We start from the raw sequence: 25,675 nt of genomic DNA on the forward strand, positions 1-25,675 counted from the left end.
CGCTCGTGTACCCCGAAGGGCCTTACCGCTCGACTTGCATGTGTTAAGCACGCCGCCAGCGTTCGTCCTGAGCCAGGATCAAACTCTCCGTTGAAATCTATATGTCAACCACGCGTGAGCGTGGATAACAGACTAACGAAAAACGATCCATTGCAATCAGAAACAAATCAAACTGACTTGAATCCAGAAAAATTACAAAGGAATCCGACACGAATCAACAATGAACAGATCAATCAACCTCGAAGAGGCCGACCGACCTACCCACCGAGACCCGTGAACGGGGTTAATGCATATTTCGGCATTGACTTTCGGCACGCTGTTGAGTTCTCAAGAATCGGGCGCACACCGCAACCGAACCTTTCGGCCAGGTTTCCGGGGCAACCTACGCTACTTTACCGGATCCGATCCACCCGGTCAAGTCCGGGTTTTTCTGACCCGCCACCCGCGTCTGACCTGCCGACCCGAGCCCGGAGGCGCGTTTCGGCTGCGGTAGCCTTTGGGGGTTCGGAGCGTCCGGCCGCTTTCGCGTCCCGCGCTCGCTCCAACAAGAAGAACATTACGTGGCCCGGAGGTAGCCGGTCAAATCGGTTCCCGGTGGGCAGCATCACATGGTTGTAATTTGCCTGCGGCATCGACTCTGTGGGATTGGTCAGCCGGCTGCCGAAGCGGCCAGAACCCCTGCAAACGAACGCTTCCCGCGTCGCAGCACGAGCGCTCCGCCGGGCAGCAGATCGTCGGCCGTCGGCACGTACTCGGGGTCGCTCACCTTGGCGTTGTTCAGGTAGCCGCCGCCCTCCGCGACCGTCCGCCGCGCGGCGGACTTGCTCGCGACCAGGCCGGACTTCACCAGCAGGTCGCCGTACGCCGGCATCGGTTCGCCAGCAGCGAGCTCCACATGCGGCGCTTCACGTAGTGCGGCCACCAGGGTCGCCCCGTCGAGTGCGGAGAGCTCCCCTTGTCCGAATAGCGCCTTCGACGCCTCCTGCACGCGTCGCGTCTCCTCTGCACCGTGCACAAGTGTGGTGACGTCCTCCGCGAGCACCCGTTGCGCCTCACGCGCATGCGGTCGCTCGGCAGTCGCCACATCGAGGACGGCGATCTCGTCCGCAGTACGGAACGTGTAGTACCGGACCAGCTGCATCACGTCTCGGTCGTCGGTGTTGAACCAGAACTGGTAGAACGCGTACGGCGTGGTCAGCTCCCGGTCGAGCCACACGGTCCCCGACTCGGTCTTCCCGAACTTGGTCCCGTCCGCCTTCGTCACGAGCGGGGTCGCCAGCGCGTGGGCCTTCCCACCCTCCGTCCGCCGGATCAGCTCGACGCCCGCTGTCAGGTTGCCCCACTGGTCACTGCCACCGGTCTGCAGAGTGCACCCGTGCCGCCTGTACAGCTCCAAGTAGTCCAGCGACTGCAGCAACACGTAGCTGAACTCGGTGTAGCTGATCCCCTGCTCCAGCCGGGCCTTCACCACCTCGCGGCCGAGCATCCGGTTCACCGGGAAGTGCTTGCCGATGTCCCGGAGGAAGTCGAGCGTGTTGAGGTCCTTGGTCCAGTCGTAGTTGTTCACCATCCGGGCCGGGTTCGGCAGCGACTCGTCGAAGTCCAGGAACCGCTCCACCTGGCTGCGGACGCGCTCGACCCACTGCTGGACGACGTCCTTGGGGTTCAGCACCCGCTCGGACGTCTCCTTCGGGTCGCCGATGAGTCCGGTCGCACCGCCGACCAGGCCGATCGGGTTGTGCCCGGCCAGTTGCAGGCGGCGCAGGGTGAGCAACTGCAACAGGTTCCCCATGTGCAGGCTCGGCGCGGTCGGGTCGAAGCCGACGTACGAGGTGATCGGGCCGGCCGCCATCGCGGCTCGCAGGGCGTCGGGATCGGTGGTGTGCGCGATCAAGCCACGGTCTGCCAGGTCGTCGAGCACCTGCGTGCGGCTTACGGTCCCGCTCTCGGTCACTTGGTCTCTCCTCGAAGTACGGCGAAATCAACCTCAAGGGTGCCAGGCTCAGTTACAACGCCTCTGGCCGGGACAGTACTGCGCGGAGTTGGGGCAGCAGGGCGTGTCCGTCGGGGCCTTGCACCGTGGTCGCGGTCGGGCGCTGTGGATCGTGGGCGCCCGGGTCCGCGTTCGGGACCGGGAGACCGTGCGACAGCACCTGTTCGGCCGGGGTGAGCTGGCGGATCCCGATCGCCTGCACGTGATCCGGATGCGTCTGTGCGAAGTCGCCGTACAGCTGGGGGTCGTGCTGACCGTCGTCCCCGACCAGCACCCACCGTACGTTCGGGAACTCCTTGGCCAGTCGCCGCAGTGCGGTCCGTTTGTGCTCCCGGCCGCTACGGAACCACCCGGTGTTCGTCGGCCCCCAGTCGGTCAGCAGCATCGGCCCCACCGGGTACCCGTGCCGCGCGAGGAACCGGGTCAACGTCGGCGCCGTGTTCCACGCCCCGGTCGACAGGTAGAAGATCGGCGCCCCCGGGTGGTCCGCCAGCAGCTCGGCGTACATCTCGGCCATCCCCGGTACTACGCGCCGCGCCTGCTCGTCCCGGACGAACGTGTTCCACGCGGCGATCATCGGACGCGGCAGCATCGTCAGCATCACCGTGTCGTCGATGTCGCTCACCAGGCCGAAGGTCTCCTCCGGATCCGGCACGTACACCTTGCCGCGGGCCTGCTGGTCGCCGTGCATGCCCAGGCTGATCTCGTGCCACCCCGGCGGCAGGACGACCGGTACGGCGAGGTCGACGAAGCCGCCGCGATCCGTCACGGCCTCGAAGCTCTGCCCGGCCACCGTGACCGACACCCGGACCTTCGTCGCCGGTGCGGTCACGAACACCCGCCAGCCACGCACCACCTGGTCCTCGTCGTACCGGGGCTGGTTCCGCGGGTCGCGGCTGAGCACCACGCGCGCGAGCACCCTGACGTACTCGGAGTTGCCGTAGCCGACGTGCGGGATGATCCGCTCGCGCCAGCCGCGCCGGCGCAGGACCGCCGACGCGCCGAGGTTGAACCAGTCCTCCAGCCGGGAGGAGTAGTGCGGACGGGCCATGCTCCGAAACCTACCCGGCTCGGGGGCTGGTACGCCCATCGGCGTGACTGTCGGTGCGGACCTTTACGTTCTCGGTATGACTTCTCTCGGTATGTGCTTCCCACGCACCTTCCCGGCCGCGCTGGTGTCGGACGTGGCCCGCCGGCTCGACCAGGGCGGCGCCGACGACCTGTGGATCATCGAGGACTGCTTCTACACCTCCGGCCCGTCGCTGGCGGCCACCGCGCTCAGCGTCTCCGAGCGGCTGACCGTCGGCATCGGCATCCTGCCCGCCGTCGCGCGGACCGCTCCCATCACCGCGATGGAGATCGCCACGCTTTGCGCGCTCGCACCGGGCCGGTTCCTGCCCGGAATCGGTCACGGTGTGCAGGAGTGGATGGACCAGATGGGTGTCCGGCCGACGTCGCCACTCACCGCCCTGGAGGAGGTCACCGTTGCGGTCAACCGGCTGCTGGCAGGCGAGAAGGTGACGATGGACGGCAAGACGGTCCAGTTGCGTGATGTGCAACTGGACGCGCCGCCGGCCGAGGTCCCACCGATCCTGCTCGGCGTGCAGGGGCCGAAGTCGCTGGCTCTCGCGGGTCGCGTCGCCGGTGGTGTGGTGCTCGCCGAGCCCGCCTCGCCGTCGTACGTGCGGTTCGCGCTGGAGCAGGCGGGGTCGCCGGAGGGGTTCGTGATGGCGGTGTTCAGCGCGTTCTGCGTGCGCGGCGACCGCAAGGCGGCGTACGAGTGGACCGCGCCGTGGTTGGGCGGGCTGATCGACGCGAAGAACCCGGGCCTGCGGACGCTGCCGTTCTACGACGACATGGTCAGCCGGTACGCCGAGTCGGGGGTCGCCGGGTTGGTCAGCATGCCGCACGACTGGTGGTTGGAGCTCGGCCCGATCGGCACCCTCGACGACGCGGCCGCACACCTCGACGCCCTCGATGCCGCCGGAGTACACCACATCGGCCTGTTCCCCGACCCGGAAGTCGAACACGGCCTCCCCCAGCTAGACCACGTCCTCGAACTAGCCAACCGCTGAGCCAGACCCACTCCGGCGACTCGTACTACGGGTCGCCGCGTCAGCGGCCTTTGGGGACGTGGGGGCGGTACGGCGAAACGGTGGGGTCGCCGGGGATCCAGAAGCGCCACGGGCGGTCGGCTGCCTCGCGGAGACCGACGCGGGGGCCGGTGGAGGGTTCGCCGTCGAAGCCCGGGCCGGGAAGCAACTGCACTGCGGAGTCCGATGCCAGTAGATCGATGCCGTTCGCTTCCCGGCCGATCCCCAGCGCGACGCACAGCCGAGCCGGACCCCGGGCCAAGTCGCGATCAGGGTTCACCACAGCACTTCTGCGTGAGGACGGCCCGGGCAAGACACCACCGAGCCGCGCCTTGGACGGTTGCGGTGCTTGGCCGTTGAGGGACTGGTTGAACTTTTCTTGGGTGGGGTTGGGGGTGCCTCGGCGGGTTCGGGCCAGGTCGAGGCCTTCGATGATTTCGCCGGCTCGGAGGAGGACGGCTGAGGGTTCGCCGTCGGGGCCGGCGCTGATGTTCATGCAGAAGTGCATGCCGTACGTGAAGTAGACGTACAGGTGGCCGGCGGGGCCGAACATCACGGCATTACGTGCTGTGCGACCGCGGTAGGCGTGCGAACCCGGGTCGTTCGGGCCGTCGTACGCCTCGACCTCGGTCAGTCGGACCGAGACGGTGCCCTCGTCCGTCGTACTGCGCAGCACCATGCCGAGCACTCTCGGCGCGACCTCGAGGACGGGGGCGGCCAGGAGCGCGCGGCGTACGGGCATGCCGAAACCCTAGGCGACCGCACCGACAGGACGCCGACCAGGCGACGCGGTCCCGGCGGGCCGAGGTGCGGTTAGGTGAGGCGCTCCGCGTGCGTAGCGGCTCGGGTGCGGAGTTCGGTTAGTTGTTCGGTGACTCGGGCTTGGGCGGTGCCGCCTCGGGCGTTGCGGGAGGCGATCGAGCCTTGGACGCTGAGGACCGAGCGGACCTCCGGCGTGAGCGAGGGGGAGATCACGGCCAGTTCCTCGTCGGTCAGGTCCCAGAGCTCGATGCCGCGCTTCTCGCACGCCTGGACGCAGGCGCCCGCGAGCTCGTGCGCGACCCGGAACGGCACCTGCTGGCGGACCAGCCACTCGGCGATGTCGGTCGCCAGCGAGAACCCCTGCGGCGCCAACTCCTCCAGCCGTGAAGTGTTGAACCGCAGCGTCCGGACCATCCCGGTGAACGCCGGCAGCAGCACCTCGAGCGTGTCGACCGAGTCGAAGACCGGTTCCTTGTCCTCCTGCAGGTCCCGGTTATACGCGAGCGGCTGCGCCTTCAACGTCGCGAGCAGGCCGGTCAGATTGCCGATCAGCCGGCCGGACTTGCCCCGGGCCAGTTCGGCGATGTCCGGGTTCTTCTTCTGCGGCATGATGCTCGACCCGGTCGAGTACGCGTCGTCCAGTTCGACGAAGCCGAACTCCTTGGTCGCCCAGATGATCACCTCCTCGGCCTGCCGGGACAGGTCGACGCCGATCTGCGCGGCGACGAAGGCGAACTCGGCCACGAAGTCGCGCGCGGCGGTGCCGTCGATCGAGTTCGGCGAGGAGTCGGTGAAACCCAGTTCGGTGGCGACGAACTGCGGGTCCAGCCCGAGCGAGCTGCCCGCGAGCGCCCCCGACCCGTACGGCGAATCGGCGGCGACCCGCGCATCCCAGTCGGCCAGCCGATCGAGATCGCGGATCAGCGGCCACGCGTGCGCCAGCAACTGGTGGGAGAGCAAGACCGGTTGGGCGTGCTGAAGGTGAGTCCGACCGGGCATCGCCACGCCGAGGTGACGCTCGGCCTGATCGGCGAGGGTGGTCACCTGGTCGAGGACGAGCCGGGCGATGATGCGGCCGTGGTCGCGTAGGTAGCTCTTGAACAAGGTGGCGACCTGGTCGTTCCGCGATCGGCCGGCCCGCAGCCGGCCGCCGAGCTCGGCGCCGAGGCGGTCGAGCAGGCCGCGTTCGAGGGCGGTGTGCACGTCCTCGTCGTCCTCAGCTGCGACGAACCGCCCGGCCAGCACGTCGGCCAGCAGTTCGTCGAGACCGGCCAGCATCTTCGTCAGGTCGTCGTCGGTCAGCAGCCCGGCCTGGTGCAGCACCTTGGCATGGGCCTTGGAGCCGGCGATGTCGTACGGAGCCAGTCGCCAGTCGAAATGCGTCGACTTGCTCAACGCCGCCAGCGCGTCCGCCGGCCCGCCACCGAACCGCCCACCCCACAGCGCCGAACTCTGGGCCGCACCCTGGCCCGCGCTCTGTTGAAGGCCTTCTCCCGTGCTCATGTGGTCTCTTCCTGCTTGTGATCGTTGCGGTCCGCGAGGCTGAGGAACCGGGCCGCGAGCGCCTCGCCGCCGGTCGGGTTGCGGGACACGACCATCACCGTGTCGTCGCCCGCGATGGTGCCGAGTACGTCGTCCAGTCCCACGTGGTCGATCGCCGACGCGAAGTACTGGGCCGCACCCGGCGGGGTTCGCAGGATCACCAGGTTCGCGCTGCCCTCGGCGGACACCAGCAGCTCGGACGCGACCCGGCCCAGCCGTGCCTCGAACGCGGCTGCCTCGCCGGCTCGCGGCGTACGGTCACCACCTTCACCCGGTACGGCGTACACCAGCTGGCCGGCCGAGTCCCGGACCTTGACCGCACCGATCTCGACCAGATCGCGGGACAACGTCGCCTGGCCCACAACGAGTCCGGCGGACGCGAGCAACTCGGCCAGCTCGGTCTGCGAGCGAACCGGTTGCCGCGCGAGCAGGTCGACGATCCGCTGCTGCCGGGCGGTCTTCGTGGTCGGTACGGCGATGGTCATGAGCTGAAATTCCTCGCCAGTAGCCAGGCGAGCAACGCCTTCTGGGCGTGCAACCGGTTCTCCGCCTCGTCCCAGACGACCGACTGCGGTCCGTCGATCACCGCGGCCTCGATCTCCTTGCCCCGGTACGCCGGCAGGCAGTGCAACACGATCGCGTCGGCGCTTGCCTTGGACAACAGTTGCTCGGTCACCGCATACGGGACGAACGGGGCCTCCCGTTCGGTGGCCTCGGCCTCCTGGCCCATCGAGACCCAGGTGTCGGTCGCGACCACGTCCGCGCCGTCGACGGCCTCCAGCGGATCGTCGGTCCACGCTGCCGAACCACCTGTTCCGGCAGCGATGTCGACAGCCTTGGCCAGTACTGCGGTATCCGGCTGGTAGTCGGAAGGCGACCCGATGACCACGTGCATCCCGGCGGTCACGCCACCGAGTAGGTACGAGTTCGCCATGTTGTTCGCGCCGTCGCCGAGGTACGCCAGCTTCAGCCCGGCCGTCGATCCCTTGTGCTGACGGACGGTGAGCAGGTCGGCGAGGATCTGGCACGGGTGGAACTCGTCCGTCAGCGCGTTGATCACCGGCACCCGGGCGGCCGCGGCCATCTCCTCGATCCGGGTCTGCGCAGACGTCCGCCAGACGATCGCGCCGACCTGCCGGTCGAGCACCCGCGCGGTGTCCGCGATCGGCTCGCCGCGACCCATCTGCGAGGTCTGCGCGTCGATGATCAGCGGTACGCCGCCGAGCTCCGCGATGCCGACCGCGAACGAGATCCTGGTCCGGGTCGACGTCTTGTCGAAGATCACCGCGACGGTCTGCGGCCCGGCCAGCGGCTGGTGCCCGAACCGGTCGCCGACCAACTGCTGCGCCAGCGTCAGCACCTCGCCCTGCTCGACCGGACTGAGGTCGTCGTCCCGCAGGAAGTGCCTGGTCATACGCCCTCCACCTGATCCAGCAGCCCTGGCAGAGCCGCGACGAAGCTGTCAGCGTCAGCCTTGCTCAAGATGTACGGCGGCGCCAATCGCAACGCGTCCGGAATCGGATTGTTCACCACGAACCCGGCCTCCAGCGCGAGCTCGGCGACCTGGTCCGACACCGGCTTGGTCAGCTGGATCGCCAACAGCAACCCACGACCCCGGACACCTTGCACCAGCGGGTGATCGAGCGCCTCGATGGCCGACACCAGGTGGTTGCCGATGGCATTCACGTTCGCGAGCAGGCCGTCCCGCTCGATCACGGTCAGGACGGCGAGCCCGGCGATCGCGGCGACCGGGTTGCCGCCGAACGTCGTACCGTGGTTTCCCGGCTGGAGCAGATCCGCGGCCGGGCCAAAGCCAAGACACGCGCCGATCGGGATGCCCGCGCCGAGACCCTTCGCGACCGTCACGATGTCGGGCGTGATCCCCGACTCGAAGTGCGCGAACCAGTCGCCGGTCCGGCCGACACCGGTCTGGATCTCGTCGATCCACAGCAGCGCGCCGTGGTCCGCGGTGATCTGCCGGGCCGCCTGCAGGTATCCGGCCGGCGGCACGATCACGCCGTTCTCGCCCTGGATCGGCTCGAGCACGACAGCCGCCGTCTCGTCGTCCACAGCGGCGGCGAGCGCGGCCGCATCGCCGTACGGGACGAACGTCACGTCACCCGGCAGCGGGGCGAACAGCTCCCGGTACGCCGGTTTCCAGGTCACCGCGAGCGCGCCCATCGAGCGGCCGTGGAACGCCCCGACAGTGGAGACAATCTTGGTCTTGCCGGTCCGCCGGGTGATCTTGAAGGCGGCCTCGTTCGCCTCCGTACCGGAGTTCGTGAAGAAAACCTTGCCATCCGCATCAAAGAGGGACAGCAACTTCTCGGCCAGCGCGATCTGCGGTGCGGAGGCGAAGAAGTTCGACACGTGGCCGAGGGTGGCGAGCTGACTCGTCACCGCGGACACCACGAACGGGTGGGCGTGACCGAGGCAGTTCACCGCGAGCCCACCGAGCAGGTCGAGGTACTTGCGGCCGTCGGCGTCCCACAGGTACGCGCCCTCGCCGCGGACCAGCACCCGCTTCGGGGCGCCAAAGGTGTTCATCAAGGCGGTGGTGTACCGCTCGGTGAGGGCCGACTGGGTGCCGTCGACGGTGAGTAGTTCGGTCATGACGGAATCACCTGAGTCCCATTCCCGGCGTCGGTGAAGATCTCCAGCAGCAGCGAGTGCGGCACCCGCCCGTCGATCACGGTCGCCCGGGACACCCCGGACTGGACCGCCCGCAGGCAGGCCTCCATCTTCGGCACCATCCCGGACGCCAGCGACGGCAGCAGCACGGCCAGCTCGTCGGCGTCGATCTCGGTGATGATCTCTTCGCTGTCCGGCCAGTTCCGGTACAGCCCGGCGACATCGGTCAGCACGACGAGCTTCTCGGCTCCGAGCGCGACTGCCAGCGCGGAGGCCGCGGTGTCGGCGTTCACGTTGTGCGCCAGGCCGTCCTCGTCCGGCGCGATCGTGGAGACGACCGGGATCCGGCCCGCGTCGATCAGGTCGACCACCGCCTCCGGCCGGACGTCCACCACATCACCGACCAGGCCGATGTCGACCGCCTCGCCGTCGACCAGCGCAGTACGGCGTTCCGCGGTGAACAGGCCCGCGTCCTCACCGGACATGCCGACCGCGAACGGCCCGTGCGCGTTCAGCAAGCCGACCAGCTCGCGGCCGACCTTGCCGACCAGGACCATCCCGACGACGTCCATCGCCTCGGGCGTGGTCACCCGCAGGCCGCCGCGGAACTCGCTGTCGATGCCGAGCCGGCCAAGCATCTCGCTGATCTGCGGACCACCACCGTGGACGACGACCACGCGGACACCGCAGTGCCGGAGGAACACGATGTCGGAGGCGAACGCCTGCTTGAGCTCGTCGTCCACCATCGCGTTGCCGCCGTACTTGACCACGATGGTCTTGCCGTGGAACTGCTTCAGCCACGGCAACGCCTCGGTCAGCACGGCGGCCTTCTCGACGGCGGTCTCGTGGGCGGTGGCTGGGGTGATCTTCATGGGCTGTTCCGTCGCGGTCATGAAGAGTAGGCCGAGTTCTCTTCGACGTAGGCATGCGACAGATCTGTGGTCAGCACCGTCGCGGAGGCCGAGCCGGCGTGCAGGTCGATCACGACGTCGATCTCGGTTCCGCTCAGGTCCGCCTCGGACCGGTCGACACCCTTGCCGCCGGCAACGCAGATCGGCGCGCCGTTCAGAGTGATGTCGAGCAGCTGTGGGTCGAACGCGGTGGGCGCGTTGCCGACCGCCATCGCGATCCGGCCCCAGTTCGGGTCGGAGGCGAAGAAGGCGGTCTTGCAGAGGTTGTCCTCGGCTACCACCTTGGCGGCGGCGACCGCCTCGGCCTCGGTGGCGGCATTCTTGACCGTGATGCTGACGTGCTTGGTGACGCCCTCGGCATCCGCCTGCAACTGCTTCACCAGGTCAGCAGCCAGGGTGGTCAATGCGGCCTCGAACGTCTCGGGGGTCACGGTGACGCCCGAAGCACCCGAGCTGAGCAGCAGCACGGTGTCGTTGGTCGACGTACCACCGTCGACGTCCAACCGGTTGAAGGTCTTGCCGACCGCGTTCCGCAGTACGTGGTCGAGATGTGGCTGGTCGATCACCGCGTCGGTGGTGATGACACTGAGCATGGTCGCCATGTTCGGCGCGCACATGCCCGCGCCCTTGGCGAATCCGCCGATGCTCCAGCCGTCGGGGTGAATGAGCACTGCCTGCTTTGCGACGTTGTCCGTGGTCATCACCGCGGTCGCGGCGTCGAGGCTGTGCTGCGGGGTGCTGCCGAGTACGGCGACAGCCGCGTCGATCCCGGGGAGCACCTTGTCCATCTGGAGCCGCTCGCCGATCAACCCGGTCGAACAGACACCGATCTCGGCCGCACCGACCCGCAGTACGTCGGCCAGTTTCTCCGCCGTCTTGTGGGTGTCCTGGAAACCCTCCGGCCCAGTGCATGCGTTGGCGCCGCCGGAGTTGAGGACGACGGCCTTCAACTTGCCGGCGGTGAGGACCTGCTGGGACCACAGGACCGGGGCCGCCTTCACCTTGTTGGTGGTGAAGACGCCTGCGGCGGCGTACTCGGGGCCGTCGTTGACCACGACCGTGAGGTCGGGTTTGCCGGACGGCTTGATCCCGGCGATCACCCCCGCCGCACGGAAGCCGGCCGGCGCGGTGACTCCGGCGCTCCGATCGACTTGGGTGTGCGGGGTGACAGCCAGGGTCACGGTGCTACTCCGATCAGGGGAAGGGCCAGGGTCTCGTCGAGCCCGGTGGCCAGGTTCATGCACTGCACGGCGCCGCCGGCGGTGCCCTTGGTGAGGTTGTCCATCGCGGCCACGATCACGGCGCGGCCGGTGCGCTGGTCGAGGGTGACTTGGAGTTGCACCGTGTTCGCGCCGAGGGTGGCCTGCGTCTGCGGCCACTGCCCGTCGGGGAGCACGTGCACGAACGGCTCATCGGCGTACGCGTCCTCGTAGCTCTGCCGGAGCGCGTCGGCCGTCGTGCCGTCGGTGACGGGCGCGCTGCAGGTCGCGAGGATGCCGCGGGCCATCGGGGCAAGGACAGGGGTGAAGGAGACGGATACAGGCTGGTCCGTTTGGGGGGCCAGGTTCTGCTCGATCTCCGGGGTGTGCCGATGCACGCCGCCCACGCCGTACGCGGTCGCGGATCCCATCACCTCGGCACCCATCAGATGCGGCTTCGGTCCCTTGCCGGCGCCGGATGTCCCGCTCACCGCGACGACCACCAGCTGGCCGGGATCGACGATGTTGTTCTGTACTGCGGGGAGCAGGGCGAGCGTGGAGACGGTGGGGTAACACCCCGGTACTGCGACCCGGTTGGCGCCGCGGAGTTTGTCCCGCTGGCCGGGGAGCTCGGGGAGTCCGTACGGCCAGTGGCCGGCGTGTTTGCCGCCGTAGAACTCCACCCACGCCTCCGCATCCACCAGCCGGAAGTCCGCGCCGCAGTCGATCACGGTGACGTCATCGCCGAGCTGTTCGGCGATCTCGGCGGACTGTCCGTGCGGGAGCGCCAGGAACACCACGTCATGCCCAGCGAGCTTCGCCGCGGTGGTCTCCTCGAGGGTTCGCCCAGCTAACGGTGTCAGATGTGGGTGGTGCTGCCCGAGGGCGCTGCCCGCGTTACCGCCCGCGGTCAGCGCACCGATCTCCACCTCGGGATGCGAGGACAGCAACCGGAGCAACTCACCCCCGGCATATCCACTCGCCCCTGCCACCGCAACCTTCAGCGTCATATGAATGAGTATGTCACACCCTGGAAAAACATCCAACCAAATACCCCCCCACCCCGGCTCCGGCCCACCGGCTCCGACCCCACCGGCTCCGACCCCACCGGCTCCGACCCCACCTCGGGGCGCCCCGCTCCGGGCGCGCCCCGGTCCGGGCCACCAGCATGCCCGCACTCCACCCACCGTGCCCCACCATCGGCGGGTTCACTCACCGCTGGCGGGTCGTTGTGTCGCTGGCGGGTTGCAACAGGTCAGCGGTGATGCAAGAGGCCTGTGGCGTGTCTCCTGGTGTGGGCGGGGGGAGGTGGGGCAGGGGTTGGCTGTCGGGTGTGAGGGGGGTCATGTCACAAGGGGGGTGGTAGGGCGTGTCCGGGTGGGTGAGGACGGAGCTGAGGAGGCGGAGATGGCGCGGGTTTCGTTGGTGCATGAGCGGACGTGGGTTGTTCGGGTGATGGAGTGGGTCAGCCGGAGGAAGTATGGGCAGGTGCTGGATCCGGGGAGGGCGGCTATGCACAACGGGCGGGTGTTGGCTACGAGTGCGGTGGTGGAGTTGACCGCGGCCAGGTGGAACAAGGTGGATCCGACGTTGAAGGCGCTGGCCGGGATGGTGGCGTCGGGGCGGATCGGGTGCAGTTGGTGCACGGACTTCGGGTTCTGGGAGTACCACCACCGGGGGATCGACCCCGTGAAGCTCCGCGCTGTGCCAGGGTGGCGGGACAGTGCGGTCTACACGGACTTGGAGCGTGCGGTGATGGACTACGCCGAGGCGATGACGGCGACCCCGCCGGAGGTGACGGACGGGCAGGTCGAACGCCTCCGCCGCGATCTGTCCGATGCCGAACTGGTCGAGCTCACCGCCCAGATCTCACTGGAGAACTTCCGCTCCCGTACGAATGCGGCTCTCGGCCTGACGAGCCAGGGCTTCAAGGACACCTGCGAATTGAGGCCAGCGTGAATCCGGACCAGCCGAACCAGACGACCGGGACGACCGAGACGAACCACGCCACCGAGACGAACCAGACGACCGCCGAGTTGGCGCGGGAGTTCGCCGAGCATCGGGAGGTGCTGGTCGGAGCGGCGTACCGGGTGGTTGGGAGTGTGGCCGATGCCGAGGACGTTGTGCAGGAGGCGTGGTTGCGGTGGACGGGAGTGGATCGCGCCGAGGTACGGGATGCGCGGGCCTACCTGATCCGGATCACCACGCGGCTGGCGTTGAACCGGTTGCGGCAGCAGAAGTCGCGGCGGGAGCAGTACGTCGGGCCGTGGTTGCCCGAGCCGATCGCGGCTGCTCCGGCCGGCGACGACCCGGCGGCCGTTGCCGAGGTGGCGGACTCGGTGTCGATGGCGATGCTCGTCGTACTGGAGACGCTGTCGCCGTTGGAGCGCGCCGCTTTCGTGATGCGGGAAGTGTTCGACCTGCCGTTCAGTGAGATCGCGGAGACGCTGGGGCGCTCGGAGGCCGCGGTACGGCAGCTCGCGCACCGGGCCCGGGAGCACGTGCACGCGCGGCAGCCGCGGCATCGGGTGGACAAGGCGCAGCACACCGAGGTCACCACCCGGTTCCTCGAGGCAGCGTGGTCCGGGGATCTCGACCAGATGATCTCAATGCTCGCCCCGGATGTCGTCCTGGTGACGGACGGCGGCGGCAAGAAGCGGGCCGCGCTCCGGCCGATGCACGGGCCGGACAAGATCGCCCGTTGGGTGGCCGCGATCGCCGCCGCCGACGCGGCCGGATTCGACATCCGGATCACGACGCTGAACGGCGAGCTGGCCTTCGTCGCCTACGACGGCGAGGAGGTGGACAGCGTCGGCTTCGTCGAGATCAACGCGGCCGGCCTGATCGACCACCTGTACGTCGTCCGCAACCCCGACAAACTCACCACCATCCCACCCAAAGACCAGCTCTGAGCTGCCGTTCGAGGCGTCGAACCAGATAGGCTAGGTGCAACTTAGTCGCATTTGGGAGGGCTTGTGGAGTACGTCGTGATCGAGCCGGACGCGGTCTCGGAGCCGAATCTGAGGGCGGATCTGCTGGACACCTGGATCGCGGCCACCGACGCCGGTGGGAGCGTCGGCTTCACCGCACCGGCTCCGGTTCACCTGGTCGCCGAGACGCTCGATCTCGCGCTCGATCGCGTTGCCGCAGGCAAGGATCTGCTCGGTGTGCTGCACAACGGCGAGCGCTACGTCGGGATGGGCATGCTGGTCAGCAGCAACAGCCCGCTGAACCCGCACTGGCGGACCGTACTGCGGGTCATGGTGCACCCGAAGTACCAGGGCGGCGGCGCCGGGCGGATCCTGATGGACGGTCTCCGCCGATCCGCCGTCGAACTGGGGCTCGAGCAGTTGATGCTGACGGTCCGCGACGGCAACAGCCTGGAGCAGTTCTACGGCAAACTCGGCTACCGGGTCGTCGGCACCCACCCCCGCGCCGTCCGGGTCGCCGAGGACGACTACCGCGACGAACTCATGCTGGTCACCGACCTGACCTGATAACAAGCGGCGACTGGGTCCCGCTCCTCAGCGGGGCCCAGCCGTCGCGGCTCTCCACGCGGGCGCGCGCCGGCGACCCGCAGTACGAGCACTCAATCCGAGCGGTTTCGGCGGGCGATGGAGAGCAAGGCGAGGCCGAGGGCGGCCAGCAATCCGCCCAGAGTGAGCAACATGACCGGCGGCCCTCCTGTGTCCGGCAGGGCGGCGCCGCCCGCCGGGGTCCGGATCGCGGGCGGTTGTCCGCCCACCATCACCTTCACCTGCGAGTCGACCGTCACGCCGTTCGTGTCGGCCACCCGGTACGTCACCTTCGCAATCCCACCGAATCCAGGTGAAGGCACCAGCCGGATCGTCCCGTCCGCGCCAACCGTCCACACCCCCACGGCCGGCGACACCACACGCTTCTCGCAGAGCGCCGGCCCAGTCACGAGGCACACACTCGCCGCATCCCAGCGCGCACCGGACGTCGGCGCGTCGTTCAGCAGCGGATTCACCACCACCGGATTCCCGAAGCTGCCGGTACCGCTGTCCGGGATGGCCTTCGCCCCGGCCGGAGCACCAACGGTGACCTCCAGCCGGGCCGTGTCCGACGTCCCGTTGGCATCGGTCACCCGATAGGTGAGCGATCTGGTCGTACCGACGAACCCCTTGACCGGTCGAAACTCAACCGCCCCGTCCACCACCACAAACGATCCCTCCCCCGGAACCGTCACCGCCTTCTTGTCCACCGCATCCGCCGGATCCCGCAACACCACCGACGACGGCACCAGCGGAGCCGACGCATCGCCCGCCTTGTCGTTCCCGAGCACGCGCACCACCACCGGTACGCCGTACGCCGTCCTCGCCTCGTCATCCGCAGCCACCGGCCGTACCGGCACAACCGTCACCGTCACCGTCGACCGGGCCGCGTTCCGATTGCTGTCCTTCACCTCGTACTGCGCCGGCCGGGCGCTGCCCGTGAACCGAGCCACCGGAGTGAACGTGATCTTGCCGTCGGCAACGGCATACGTCCCCTGCCCGGGCACTGTCACCTTGCCGACCAGCACCCCGGCGCCGTCGACAAGCAACAACGTCGCCGGATCCAGCGAAGCGCCCGGCCCCGGCTCGTCGTTGCCCAGCGGGTCGAACGTCACCGGCCGCGCCTGCTTCGTCTGCGCGACATCGGGCTGCGACACCGGCCGCGCCTCCACCGTCACGGTCAACGTCGCCGTGCCGGTCGTCCCGTTCGCATCGCTGACCTGATACGTCACCGGCGTCCGCGGCCCGCTCGTCCCCTCGTCCGGCGCCAACCGCACTCCCCCGTCGGGCTGCACGGTGTAGACGCCCTGCCCGATCACCCGCAGAGACGCCAGCGCATCACCTGTCGCCGGATCGATCAGCCGAACAGTCCCCGGCACCAGCGGAGCCGAAGGATCACCCGCCTTGTCGTTCCCCAGTATCCGCGCGGTCACCGGGGTGTCGAACGCGGTCGACACCGAGTCGTTCACCACCTCCGGCACGATCGCCGTCACCGTCGCGGTCACGGTCGACATCGCCTTGTTCCCACTCGTGTCCGTCACCTGATACGCGACCGAACTCAGCCCGCTGTACGCCGGCATCGGGTCGAACGTGATCTTCCCGGTCAGCTCGTCGACCCGGAACGTCCCCTGCCCGGCGATCGTCGCAGTCCGCCCCCAACCGGTCCCGAACACCTTGACCGACGTCTTCTCCAACTCCGCCGCCGTCCCCGGCCTGTCGTTGCCGAGCGGATCCATGGCGATCTCGACGTTCTGCTTCGTCGTCACGGTGTCCGGCACCGCCTCCGGACCCTTGCCGACGGTCAGGAACAGCAGCCCCTCGGCGGTCGACCCGTTGTCGTCGGTCACCCGGTACGTCGCGGGAGTGGTCACGCCCTGATAGTCCTTCGCCGGGGTGAACGTGATCGTCCCGTCGTCGCCCGCAACGTAGGAGCCCTCGCCGGCCCGCGTCACCTTCTTCTTGTACGCCCCGCCGGCCGGATCCTTCAGCACCAGACTGCCCGGGACCAGCGGCGCACTCGGGTCACCCGGTTTGTCGTTCGCCAGCACGTTGACGGTGATCGCCCGGTTGTACGGCGTGATGCCGGAGTCGTCCACGGTGAACGGCTGGATCCGGGTCACCGTCATCGTCATCGTCGCGATCGCCGTGCTCTTGTTCGAGTCCGTGACGCGATAGGTCACGGGCCGCGCCCGGCCATGGAAGGTGGGCAGAGGATCGAAGACGATCATGCCGGTCGGCTGCACCGTGTACGTGCCCTCACCAGGCGCCGTGATCCGCTTGACGAACCCGTCCGCTCCCGAAGCAACTGTCGACCCGCTGCCCGACTTGGCGACGACGTCCCGCAGTACGACCGAGGCTGGATCGAGGCGGGCGTCCGTGCCTGGACTGTCGTTGGACAGCACGTTCACGCTGACCGTGACGTCCTGCTGGGTGGAGGCGAGATCCGGCTGGGCGATCGGCGGCGCGCCGACCGTGATTCGCAGTACGGCGGTCGCGACCATCCCGTTGTCATCGGCAACTTGATAGCTCAGCTCGGGCACCGAACCGGTGAAGGACGCGAGCGGATCGAAGACCACCGCACCGGCCTGCACCTTGAACACACCCGTCCGGGCAATCGTGACCGAAGGCTTGAAGACCCCGTCGACCGGATCGCGAAGCAGCACACTCCCTGGGACCAGCGGCGCACTCGGGTCGCCGGCCTCGTCGTTGGCGAGCACGTCGACAGTCGCGGTCGTGTCGTACGGCGTCGCCGTACTGTCGTCCACAGCCGTCGGGGTGATCGGCGTGACCGTCACAGCGACAGTCGAGCGAGCCGCCTGGTCGAACCAGTCCGAGACGCGATAGGTGAGCGTGGTCCCGGTCCCCGTGTACGACGGGATCGGGTCGGCCGTAATCGTGCCGTCCGGGTTGACCTGATAATGGCCCTCCCCCGGGATCACCACGGTCTTCTTCAGCGAACCGTCCGCCGGGTCGATCAGGACCAGGCTCATCGGGTCCAGCCCGGTCCCCTGTCCGGCCTCGTCGTTCGCCAACGGCTCCAGTGTGGCGGTGATGTCCTGCTTGACCGTGACGGTGTCCGGTTTGGCGATCGGGACCGGCGGTTTGGCGATCGTGACGGTCAGGACCGCCTGCGCCAGCGTGCCGTTCACGTCCGTGACCCGATACATCACCGGCGTCGCGACACCTGTGAACGTCGGCACCGGGTCGACCTCGACTGTGCCGTCAGGCTTCGCCGAGAACGTCCCCTCACCGTCAACCGTCACGACCTGCTGAGGCTTCTGAGTCCTGGGATCGACGAGCCGCACGCTGCTCGGCACCAGTGGTACGGCGGGGTCGCCGGCCGAGTCGTTCGACAGCACCGAGACCGTAGTGGTCGTATCGAAGGCCGTAGACGCAGTGTCGTCGGTCGCGTCGGGCTGCACCCGGGTGACCTCGACCGTCAGCGTCGACCGGCCGATCGCCCCGTTGCCATCGGCAACCTGATACGTGACCGGCGTGGCCTTGCCGTGGAACGACAGGATGGGCTCGAAGAGGATCCGGCCGTCCTGCTTGACGGTGTACCTGCCTTGGCCGGGGATATCGATCGACGGACCGGGCTCGCTCCGCGGCGCGGCCGGGACCAGGCGAACGCTGTCGGGAACGAGCGCCGAGCCAGTCGGGCCGGGCTTGTCGTTGTCCAGCACCGCGACCAGGATCGGAGCACCTTGCAGGGTCGTCACCGTGTCGGGGTTCGCCACTGGCGGACCGGGTGCGTCGACCGAGACGACCAACTGCGCGCGGGCCGCAGTGCCGTTCTGGTCCAGCACCTGATAGGTCAGCGGTTTGGTGCTGCCCTGGAACCCGTCGTTCGGCGCGAAGGTCACCTTCCCGTCCGACACCTGGTAGACGCCTTCGCGGCTGACCGTCACCTTGTCGACGAGCCCACCGGTGACCGGGTCGACCAGCTTCAGGGTGTCCGGATTCAGTGGTGCATCTGGTGAGCCCGGCAGATCGTTGTCGAGCACCGGGACGACGACGTTGGTGTCGAACGGGGTGCTGACCGAGTCGCCGAGCGCCTTCGGGACGACCGGTGTGACCGTCACGACCAGCGTCGATTCGGCGGACTGCTTGGTACTGTCAAACACCCTGTACCCGATGGTCGTCGCGATCCCGGTGAACCGCGGCAGCGGGACGAAGTCGACGCCACCCGACGGCTTGACCGTGTACGTCCCCTCACCGGCGATGACGACCGTCTTCTTGAAGGCCCCATCAGCCGGGTCACGCAGTACGACGGACGCGGGGTCGAGGGTGACGCCTAGGGCAGGCTTGTCGTTGGTGAGCGGCTCGACGGTGAGGCTGACGTTCTGCTTGGTGGTCGCGGTGTCGGGGTTGGCGACCGGCTTGTCGGGCAGCGACACCGTGATGGTCAGGGTTGCCTTGGCCGTTGCGCCATCGCTGTCGGCGATCCGGTACGTGACCGGTTTGCCGCGGCCGACGAATCCGGGCACTGGTTCGAAATCGATCCGGCCGTCGGTCTTGGCGACGTACTTGCCCTGGCCGACGACGTGCACCATCTCCTTGCAGGTCTCCCCCGCGACCAGGCAGAGCGAGCCGGGCTGCAGCGGCGTACTCGGGTCGCCGGGCTTGTCGTTGCCGAGGACATCGGTCGTGATCCCGGTGTTGTACGGCGTGGTGGCGACGTCATCGGCAGCGACCGGCGGAGGTGGCGGCGTGATCGCGACCTGGTAGTCCTCCACCTCACCGGCGTCGGCCGCGCCCGTCGGCGTCTCGACCTGCTCCGCCGTGTACCCGACCCGGACCCGCCCGTACGACGCGCCGGCGACCGGGCGCGGGAAGTCGGTCCAGCTCAACGTGGCTGCGCGCTGCCCCGCGGCGAAGGTCCCGCAGGTCCGCTCGGCCGGCTCGAACTTGCCGTCCCGGTCGAGGTCGATCCAGCCACAGACGCGCCCCGGTTTCGTCACACCAGCGAGGGTGACGGGAGCGGAGTACGTCTTGGTGGTGGTGAGCAACGGCTGGAACGTGACGCCGTCGTCGGCCTGGTCCGCACCGGTCGGGCCGGCGGTCCCGTTGGCGATCGACGTGTTGTCCGCGCTCACCTCGGCACCCAGTTGCACGTCGCTCAGCACGGACCAGGCGGCGCCGTACGACGTGGGCGCGTCGCCGAAGTCCTCGCCGGTCGACGCGACGACCGAGAACGCGTCGCCCGAGGAGGGGGTGTTGAAGGCGGGCAGCGACGGGTTCTTGGTGAAGGCTGCGGTGAGGTCGAAGGCGACGGTCTTGGTGACGCCGTTGACCTGGACCGAACCGCACGCCGCGGTGGCGGTCGAGTCTGGGCCGTCGCCGGTGTCGGTGTTGATGCAGTTCGGGCCCGCATCGGAGTTGGCGGCCGTGACCGTGTCACTGGTGACCTTGAGATTGTTGCCCTGGCCGAGCTTGCGAAGGCTGAGACCGGCGGTGGTGAGCTTGAGCACGGAGTGCAGCTCGGACTGCGCGCGCGGCTTGCCGTTCACCGTCTGGGTGGCGGCGCCGCCGATCCCTGCGAAGTGCAGGATCGGGTCGCGCACCGGCTGCGAGAACGTGATCGTCACCGTACCCCGGTCGCTGCAGCCGCCGGTCGGGGCGCAGGTGCCGGTGTTGACGACGAGATCCTCGCCCGGAGTCGTCCGGGCCAGCGCCGGCTCGTACGTCGTGGCCGTGCTGCCGCGGACACCCGTCGTCGTTGCGTCGAGCAACTCGGTCTGACCGGTGACCGCGATCGTCTGGGTGAGCCCGGATCCGGGCATCCTGGCCGTGGCGGTCTGGCCTTGGCTGAACGGTTCGGCCGGCACCTGGTACGCCTCGGCCGGACTCGTGCCGGACGGACTGCTGACGGCCGCGCCCACGACTGCGAGAACCAGGCCAACACCAACGACGCGGCGCACCCCGGGCAAGCTGCGTGTGACCCGCTTGCCGGACTTCCTCCCCGCCATCCCCCGCCCTCCCGAGCACAGACGTCTCCGCTTGCGTCGGCCTCGGGGCGAATCGGGCCAGCGTAGAGCTAACGTTCCACGCCAGTTCGATGTTACGGGGAAATCAGCGAGTCAGTTCGTAGATCCGGATCATGCCGACGCTGTGTCGCCGGACGGCCAACCGATCGAGCTCGGGCGACACCGGTCCGTCGTGGAGATCGCCGTACAGCAAGCGGACGCCGTACTGATTCCGGAGTCGCTGGAGGACGAGTGGGGTCGGTTCGTAGAGGGCCTGGTTGGTGATCGCGACGCGGTCCGGCCAGGGGGACGGCTGCTGGGTGTACCGCTTGCCGCCGACACCTTGCCGGGCCATCGCCTGCTGGGTGTACGCCCAGCCTTCGATCAGGGTGCGGCGGCCTGCGATACCGCTGACGATGTAGCCGCGCGCGTCGCAGCCGGGTCGTTGCGGCCCGGCCGGACGGCAGTAGGTGTTGGCGGCAACGATGTCGTCGGGATCGGAGTTCTTCGCCAGCCACAGGGCGGCGGCCGCTTCGTCCGGGTGCACCCGCCACTGCGGTGAGCTGAACGTCTGCGCCTGCTTACCTCCGTTGACCTGGAGGCTGAGCACGAAGGTGGACACAGTCGGCACGGCGAGGACTGTCACCACCGCTACGAGTCCGCCCAGCCCGCTCCAGGGAAGGCGTCGCCAAAGCAGTACGAGCACGACTGTCACTGTGAGGACAGCGAACAGAGGAAGCGCAACCAGGACGATCCGATCGAGCTGGTCCCCCCGTGGTCGGATCCTGGTCCCCAGCAGCGCACCGGAGTACACGACAGCAAGACCGACACCCAGTACTGCGACGGTCACGGCCGCGCGTCGCCGGTCGTCGACCTGTCGCATCCACCCCGCTGCCATCCACCCGACAGCGGCCAGGCTGAACGGGACGACACTGCGGACGAAGTACGACTCACTGGCTGACGGGTGGTCGACCAGGAGGTAGCCCGCCCAACCAGCGATCAGTCCGCCGAGCAGGAACCAGCCGAGCGGGTCACGCCGGAGCTGACGGCGGCCGAGTACGCCGTACCCAACCAGGGCCGTCGCCTGACCAACCAGGAGGAGCCCGAAGACAACCAGGGCACCGACGATCGAGAGGAGGCGGCCGGAGCTGAGCGCGGGCAGGATCAGACCGCCCATGCCGCCCGGGGTCGCATCCCTGGTCGCTGCTCGGTACCCCGCTTGCAGTTTGACCACAGCAAGGAGTTGAAGCCCCGAGCCACTGGTGCTGCCCGCGACGCTAACCATCGTGCCGACGCCGGACGCCAGCAGTAGTGCACCGGCCGCGATGAACCGGGCGGGCAGCCGGCGGTCGCGCGCAAACAGGTAGAGCGCCGACAAGCCGACCGCGCCGACCAGGATGGGCAAGATCGTCGGCTTGGAACCGCCGCCGACGAGTGCCGTGGCAATGGCGAGCACCCACAGGGTTTTGGAGCGCGCACCACGGAACAGCAGCTCGACAAGGAACACTGCTGCCGCCGTCCCAGCGAGCATGCCGAATGTCTGCGACGGGCTGACCAGACTCAGCGGCGGCGACAGGTCCACCTTGGTATCGACCAGCAGACCGAGTTGCGGGCCGGCCAACGCGGCGGCGGCCAGTACGCCGGTCCACCACGCGCGGCTGACGGTCCGGGCCAGCGTGGCGCAGACGAGCAACGTGATGACGACCAGTGGGATCAGCCAGAGCCGGTACAGCACAACGATCGGGGACAGCTTGGTGATGTCGACGGCCGCGGCCATGTCGGCGTTCGCGAACCAGTGATAGTCGAGCGACTGTCCGGCCGCCTGCGTTAACTCCGGCGGCACCGACCGGGTCAGCTCGTTCACCATCGACAAGTGATAGAGCAGGTCCGGATAGTACGCCGTACCGTCGGGTGGCATCGGGTGGTATGCGTACACACCGAAGGCGGCACCGGCGACTGTGATCGTCGCGGCGGCCACCAGTCCCCAGGTCCACAGGATCGGCAACGGCTTGGGCTCGCCGATCCGCCAGTGCCCCCGCAACCGCGGTACGGCCGCGAACGCTGCGAGCAGCAACAGCGGCCACAGGACCAGCCAGCTTTGTGCACCGACGAGGGTGAACAGAGCCCAGCCGGCCATCTGGTGGGTGATACCAACAACCGCACCGAGGCCCACGTCCTCGGGCCAGTTGCCGGTGGTCCGCCACAGCGCCCGGAGCAGGAGTACGCCGGGCAGCACCACGCAACCCGCGAAGTACAAGGTGTAGAGCGCGATCGATCCGAATGGCACGTTGACCGTGAGCAGGCCGACCACCGCGACAACCAGTGGGACCGACCAGGGCCAGAGCCGTGCGACCGCCACTGGACTGCGGACCAGTGGGCGGATGGGCGGCATGTCGACGGTGGTCAAGTGCGGACTGGTTCCCGGTCGAGCGGCTGATGCCCGGGGTCCTCCAGGCTGTCGTACCCGACCAGGAACTGCGGCCGCTTCTGGCTCGACTGGAACAACCGGGCGACGTACTCTCCCAGCAACCCGAGACACAGCAACAGATCGCGCCGATCACGCAGACGGCCAGCACGGTCGACGTCCAGCCCGGGATGCTCTGACCGGACGCCTTGATCACCAGCGCGCCGATGACGAACCCGACCGACAGCAGCCCACCGAGCAGCCCGAGCCACGTCGCCAGCCGCAACGGCGCCGCCGAGAACGCGGTCACGCTGTCGAACGCGAGCCGCAGCATCTTGCTCAGGTTGTACTTCGTGGTTCCTGCCGCCCGCTCGGCGCGCACGTACTTCACCTCGGTGCTCGGGAATCCCAGCCACGGGATCACCAGCCGGAAGACCCGGCCGTCCTCGGGCAGGGCGTTCACGGCGTCGATGACCCGCCGGGAGACGAGTCGGAAGTCGCCGGCGTCGAACGGGATGTCCTTGCCGACCAGGCGACACATCAACCGGTAGTAGAGGCGCGCGGTGGTCCGCTTGGCCCAGGTGTCACTCGAGCGGTCGGAGCGGACGCCGTACACGACGTCGACATCCCTCTGGCGCGCGGCGGTCAGCAGCTCGGCGATCACCTCGGGCGGATCCTGCAGATCGGCATCGATGGTGACCACGTACCTGCCCCGGGCGCGACGGAATCCGGCGGACAAGGCGGCCTGGTGGCCGGAGTTCCGGAGAAGGCGAACCAGCCGCAGCTCGGGCCAGTCGACCGCGGCCGCGAGTAGCAGGGAGGCGGTGCCGTCGCGGCTGCCGTCGTCGACCACGAGCACCTCGTAGCCGATCCCCAGCCCGTCGAGCAGTGGCCGCATCCGCTCGAAGAAGATCGGCAGCACCTCTTCTTCGTCGTACATCGGCACGACCACCGAGAGTTCGGGCTCGGCTTCCGGCATCTCGGGCATCCTCCTGCTGGTGCTGGTCTGGTCCGCTACACCTGGTATGAACGCCGCAACCCACCGAAAAGATGCTTCCGCCAACAAATTGGCAGCTTTTTGCCGCAGAGCCGAAACACGCCCTGGGTCAGTCGGGGGAGATCGCGGTGGCGCCGGTGCGGCGGGGGTCGCCGACTGCCTGCAGGCCGTCGGCCGGAGCCCAGAAGGCGGCGGCCACCCCGCCGAAGTACATCGAGTGAGGTGGCATCGGGCGGGCCGGCAGGTTGGTCGAGCCGGAGACGGGCAGGTCGTCCTCGTAGTCGACGACGACGTCCTCGCGGACCCGGACGTGCACGCGCGGGTGCTCGACGGCATCCTCGAGCGACAGGCCGCCGTGGGTGTAGAGCGCGTAGACCTGGGCCAGCGCGGTCGGGATCCGGTCCGAACCGGGCGAGCTGATCGCGAGCACCGCGCCGTCGCCATCCCGCCGGGCCACGCTGGGCGCCATGTTCGAGGTCAGCCTGGTCCCTGGTACGAGACTGTGCGGGCCGCCGGGCAGGAGTTCCTGTTCGCCGAGCGCGTTGTTCAGCCAGATCCCGGTCCCCGGCGTCATCACGCCCGACCCGTAGCCGGACGACACCGTGATCGCGCACGCGTCACCTTCGTCGTCGACCACCGAGACCGTCGCCGTACTGGGTGAAGTCAGCGCCCGCAGATCGCCGGCCGCCGCGAGATCGAGCAGCTTCTGCCCTTCGAGCTGGCGGACATCCTCCTCGTCGAGCTCGGCCAGCCGGCGCCCGAACACGGCGTGCTGCACTTCGACCAGCCGCTGCAGTTCGCTCTGATTCCACCCACCCTGAGCCGGTACGCCGTCCAGCAACGCAAGCATCGCCGCGACCGCCACCCCACCGACGGCCGGCGGCGGATTCGTCGCCAGGGTCCAGCCGTTCTGCTTCAGCACCAGTGCGGGCCGCACGATCGCCTCGTACGCCGCGAGGTCCTCGGCGGTCAGGATCCCCTCGTTGTCCGCCATGTCGCGAACGAGCAACTCGGCCAGCTCGCCGGTGTACATCGTCTCGGCACCCGCCTCGGCGATCAGCTCCAGCGCCTCGGCCAGCTCTGGGATCAGCACCGTCGTCCCGGCCTTGATCACCACGCCGTCCTCGTCGTGCACGACCCGGTGACTCGGCCGGTGCCAGCCGAAGATGATCTCGTGGGTGTAGCCGAGGTAGTACCCCGAGGTCCGGCTCAACGGGAACCCTTGCCGTGCCACGTCGATGGCGGGCTGCACGACCTCCCGCCACGGCGCCTTCCCGGACCGCTGATGGGCCAGGTCGAGCGCCTTCATCCCACCCGGTGTCGCAACGGACCCATGCCCCACGGTCGTGGTGGTCCCGCCGCCGTAGTCGGTCGACACGTCCCACACGGCCCGGCCGAGCCGGTCTGGCGGTAGGCCGCGGCCCGGCATCTCCACCCAGCCGTCGATGGTCACCGGTTCCCCGCCGGCCACCTGCAACGTCACGAACCCACCCGACGCGGGCGACACGACGCCGATCTCGTTCACCATCGTGACGAGCGTCGCGGCGATCGCGGCATCCACCGCGTTCCCGCCCTCGGCCGCAACCCGCACCCCAGCGTCAGCCGCCGCCCGATTAGGCGCCGCAACCGCAACCCTGGGATGCGCCATCAGGACCTCCCGCG

Annotated in this window: 19 protein-coding genes, 1 rRNA gene and 1 pseudogene; 6 read left to right on the plus strand and 15 right to left on the minus strand. The window is 68.7% G+C overall.

The window, feature by feature from the left end:
* The 3 genes from EV643_RS26255 to EV643_RS26265 form a co-directional block, all read right to left on the minus strand.
* A 16S ribosomal RNA gene (locus EV643_RS26255) occupies positions 1–94 on the minus strand; the annotation flags it as partial.
* Between the two features lie 555 nt (positions 95–649).
* A complete protein-coding gene (gene tyrS / locus EV643_RS26260) occupies positions 650–1,954 on the minus strand; it encodes a tyrosine--tRNA ligase (protein ID WP_133802822.1) in 1,305 nt (434 codons plus the stop codon).
* A gap of 52 nt (positions 1,955–2,006) precedes the next feature.
* Positions 2,007–3,044 (minus strand): App1 family protein phosphatidate phosphatase, encoded by a 1,038-nt coding sequence (locus EV643_RS26265; protein ID WP_133802823.1) that lies wholly within the window; start codon positions 3,042–3,044, stop codon positions 2,007–2,009.
* A gap of 76 nt (positions 3,045–3,120) precedes the next feature.
* Here EV643_RS26265 and EV643_RS26270 point away from each other — a divergent pair, with 76 nt between their 5' ends.
* The gene (locus EV643_RS26270) at positions 3,121–4,068 is read left to right on the plus strand and encodes an LLM class flavin-dependent oxidoreductase (RefSeq protein WP_238165813.1); all 948 of its coding nucleotides are present in this window, start codon (positions 3,121–3,123) and stop codon (positions 4,066–4,068) included.
* Between the two features lie 40 nt (positions 4,069–4,108).
* Here EV643_RS26270 and EV643_RS26275 read toward each other — a convergent pair whose 3' ends face one another.
* The 8 genes from EV643_RS26275 to argC form a co-directional block, all read right to left on the minus strand.
* On the minus strand, positions 4,109–4,828 hold the full coding sequence (locus EV643_RS26275) for a DNA-3-methyladenine glycosylase (protein WP_133802824.1): 720 nt from the start codon (positions 4,826–4,828) through the stop codon (positions 4,109–4,111).
* Between the two features lie 71 nt (positions 4,829–4,899).
* Complete coding sequence (argH, locus tag EV643_RS26280) at positions 4,900–6,351, minus strand: argininosuccinate lyase (protein ID WP_133802825.1); 1,452 nt, start codon at positions 6,349–6,351, stop codon at positions 4,900–4,902.
* A complete protein-coding gene (locus EV643_RS26285; RefSeq protein WP_133802826.1) occupies positions 6,348–6,875 on the minus strand; it encodes an arginine repressor in 528 nt (175 codons plus the stop codon). Before EV643_RS26285 ends, argH begins: the two co-directional genes overlap by 4 nt.
* Positions 6,872–7,804, minus strand: coding sequence for an ornithine carbamoyltransferase (gene argF / locus EV643_RS26290; RefSeq protein ID WP_133802827.1), 933 nt, complete (start codon positions 7,802–7,804; stop codon positions 6,872–6,874). The genes EV643_RS26285 and argF overlap by 4 nt, the downstream gene beginning before the upstream one ends.
* Positions 7,801–9,003, minus strand: a complete 1,203-nt coding sequence (locus tag EV643_RS26295) for an acetylornithine transaminase (RefSeq protein ID WP_133802828.1) — start codon at positions 9,001–9,003, stop codon at positions 7,801–7,803. The genes argF and EV643_RS26295 overlap by 4 nt, the downstream gene beginning before the upstream one ends.
* On the minus strand, positions 9,000–9,893 hold the full coding sequence (gene argB, locus EV643_RS26300; protein WP_133802829.1) for an acetylglutamate kinase: 894 nt from the start codon (positions 9,891–9,893) through the stop codon (positions 9,000–9,002). Before argB ends, EV643_RS26295 begins: the two co-directional genes overlap by 4 nt.
* 17 nt (positions 9,894–9,910) lie before the next feature.
* On the minus strand, positions 9,911–11,113 hold the full coding sequence (argJ, locus tag EV643_RS26305) for a bifunctional glutamate N-acetyltransferase/amino-acid acetyltransferase ArgJ (protein ID WP_133802830.1): 1,203 nt from the start codon (positions 11,111–11,113) through the stop codon (positions 9,911–9,913).
* A complete protein-coding gene (gene argC / locus EV643_RS26310; RefSeq protein ID WP_133802831.1) occupies positions 11,110–12,141 on the minus strand; it encodes an N-acetyl-gamma-glutamyl-phosphate reductase in 1,032 nt (343 codons plus the stop codon). Before argC ends, argJ begins: the two co-directional genes overlap by 4 nt.
* A gap of 397 nt (positions 12,142–12,538) precedes the next feature.
* On the opposite strand from argC, the gene EV643_RS26315 reads away from it, so the two are divergent.
* The 3 genes from EV643_RS26315 to EV643_RS26325 all read left to right on the plus strand — a co-directional run bounded on the left by EV643_RS26315 (position 12,539) and on the right by EV643_RS26325 (position 14,628).
* Entirely contained in the window at positions 12,539–13,090 is a 552-nt protein-coding gene (locus EV643_RS26315) for a carboxymuconolactone decarboxylase family protein (RefSeq protein WP_133802832.1), read from the plus strand.
* Positions 13,087–14,043 (plus strand): RNA polymerase sigma-70 factor, encoded by a 957-nt coding sequence (locus tag EV643_RS26320; protein WP_133802833.1) that lies wholly within the window; start codon positions 13,087–13,089, stop codon positions 14,041–14,043. The genes EV643_RS26315 and EV643_RS26320 overlap by 4 nt, the downstream gene beginning before the upstream one ends.
* A 63-nt stretch (positions 14,044–14,106) precedes the next feature.
* Positions 14,107–14,628, plus strand: coding sequence for a GNAT family N-acetyltransferase (locus EV643_RS26325; protein WP_133802834.1), 522 nt, complete (start codon positions 14,107–14,109; stop codon positions 14,626–14,628).
* Between the two features lie 92 nt (positions 14,629–14,720).
* On the opposite strand, the gene EV643_RS26330 is transcribed toward EV643_RS26325, so the two are convergent.
* Positions 14,721–20,567, minus strand: a complete 5,847-nt coding sequence (locus EV643_RS26330; RefSeq protein ID WP_238165814.1) for an Ig-like domain-containing protein — start codon at positions 20,565–20,567, stop codon at positions 14,721–14,723.
* Positions 20,568–20,718: 151 nt separating this feature from the next.
* Positions 20,719–23,019, minus strand: coding sequence for a hypothetical protein (locus EV643_RS26335; RefSeq protein ID WP_238165815.1), 2,301 nt, complete (start codon positions 23,017–23,019; stop codon positions 20,719–20,721).
* 29 nt (positions 23,020–23,048) lie between these two features.
* Between EV643_RS26335 and EV643_RS45905 the strand changes: the two genes are divergently transcribed.
* Entirely contained in the window at positions 23,049–23,216 is a 168-nt protein-coding gene (locus tag EV643_RS45905; protein WP_238165816.1) for a hypothetical protein, read from the plus strand.
* 27 nt (positions 23,217–23,243) lie between these two features.
* On the plus strand, positions 23,244–23,567 hold the full coding sequence (locus EV643_RS45910) for a hypothetical protein (protein ID WP_238165817.1): 324 nt from the start codon (positions 23,244–23,246) through the stop codon (positions 23,565–23,567).
* Here the strand turns inward: EV643_RS45910 and EV643_RS45915 are convergent.
* A pseudogene (locus EV643_RS45915) lies at positions 23,537–24,004 on the minus strand (glycosyltransferase family 2 protein); the annotation flags it as partial. The gene EV643_RS45910 and the pseudogene EV643_RS45915 sit on opposite strands and share 31 nt — an antisense overlap.
* A 118-nt stretch (positions 24,005–24,122) precedes the next feature.
* Entirely contained in the window at positions 24,123–25,661 is a 1,539-nt protein-coding gene (locus EV643_RS26345) for a gamma-glutamyltransferase (protein WP_166665586.1), read from the minus strand.
* Between the last annotated feature and the right edge of the window lie 14 nt (positions 25,662–25,675).

Origin of the sequence: Kribbella caucasensis (assembly GCF_004361855.1) — a bacterium.
Classification (GTDB): Bacteria; Actinomycetota; Actinomycetes; order Propionibacteriales; family Kribbellaceae; genus Kribbella; species Kribbella caucasensis.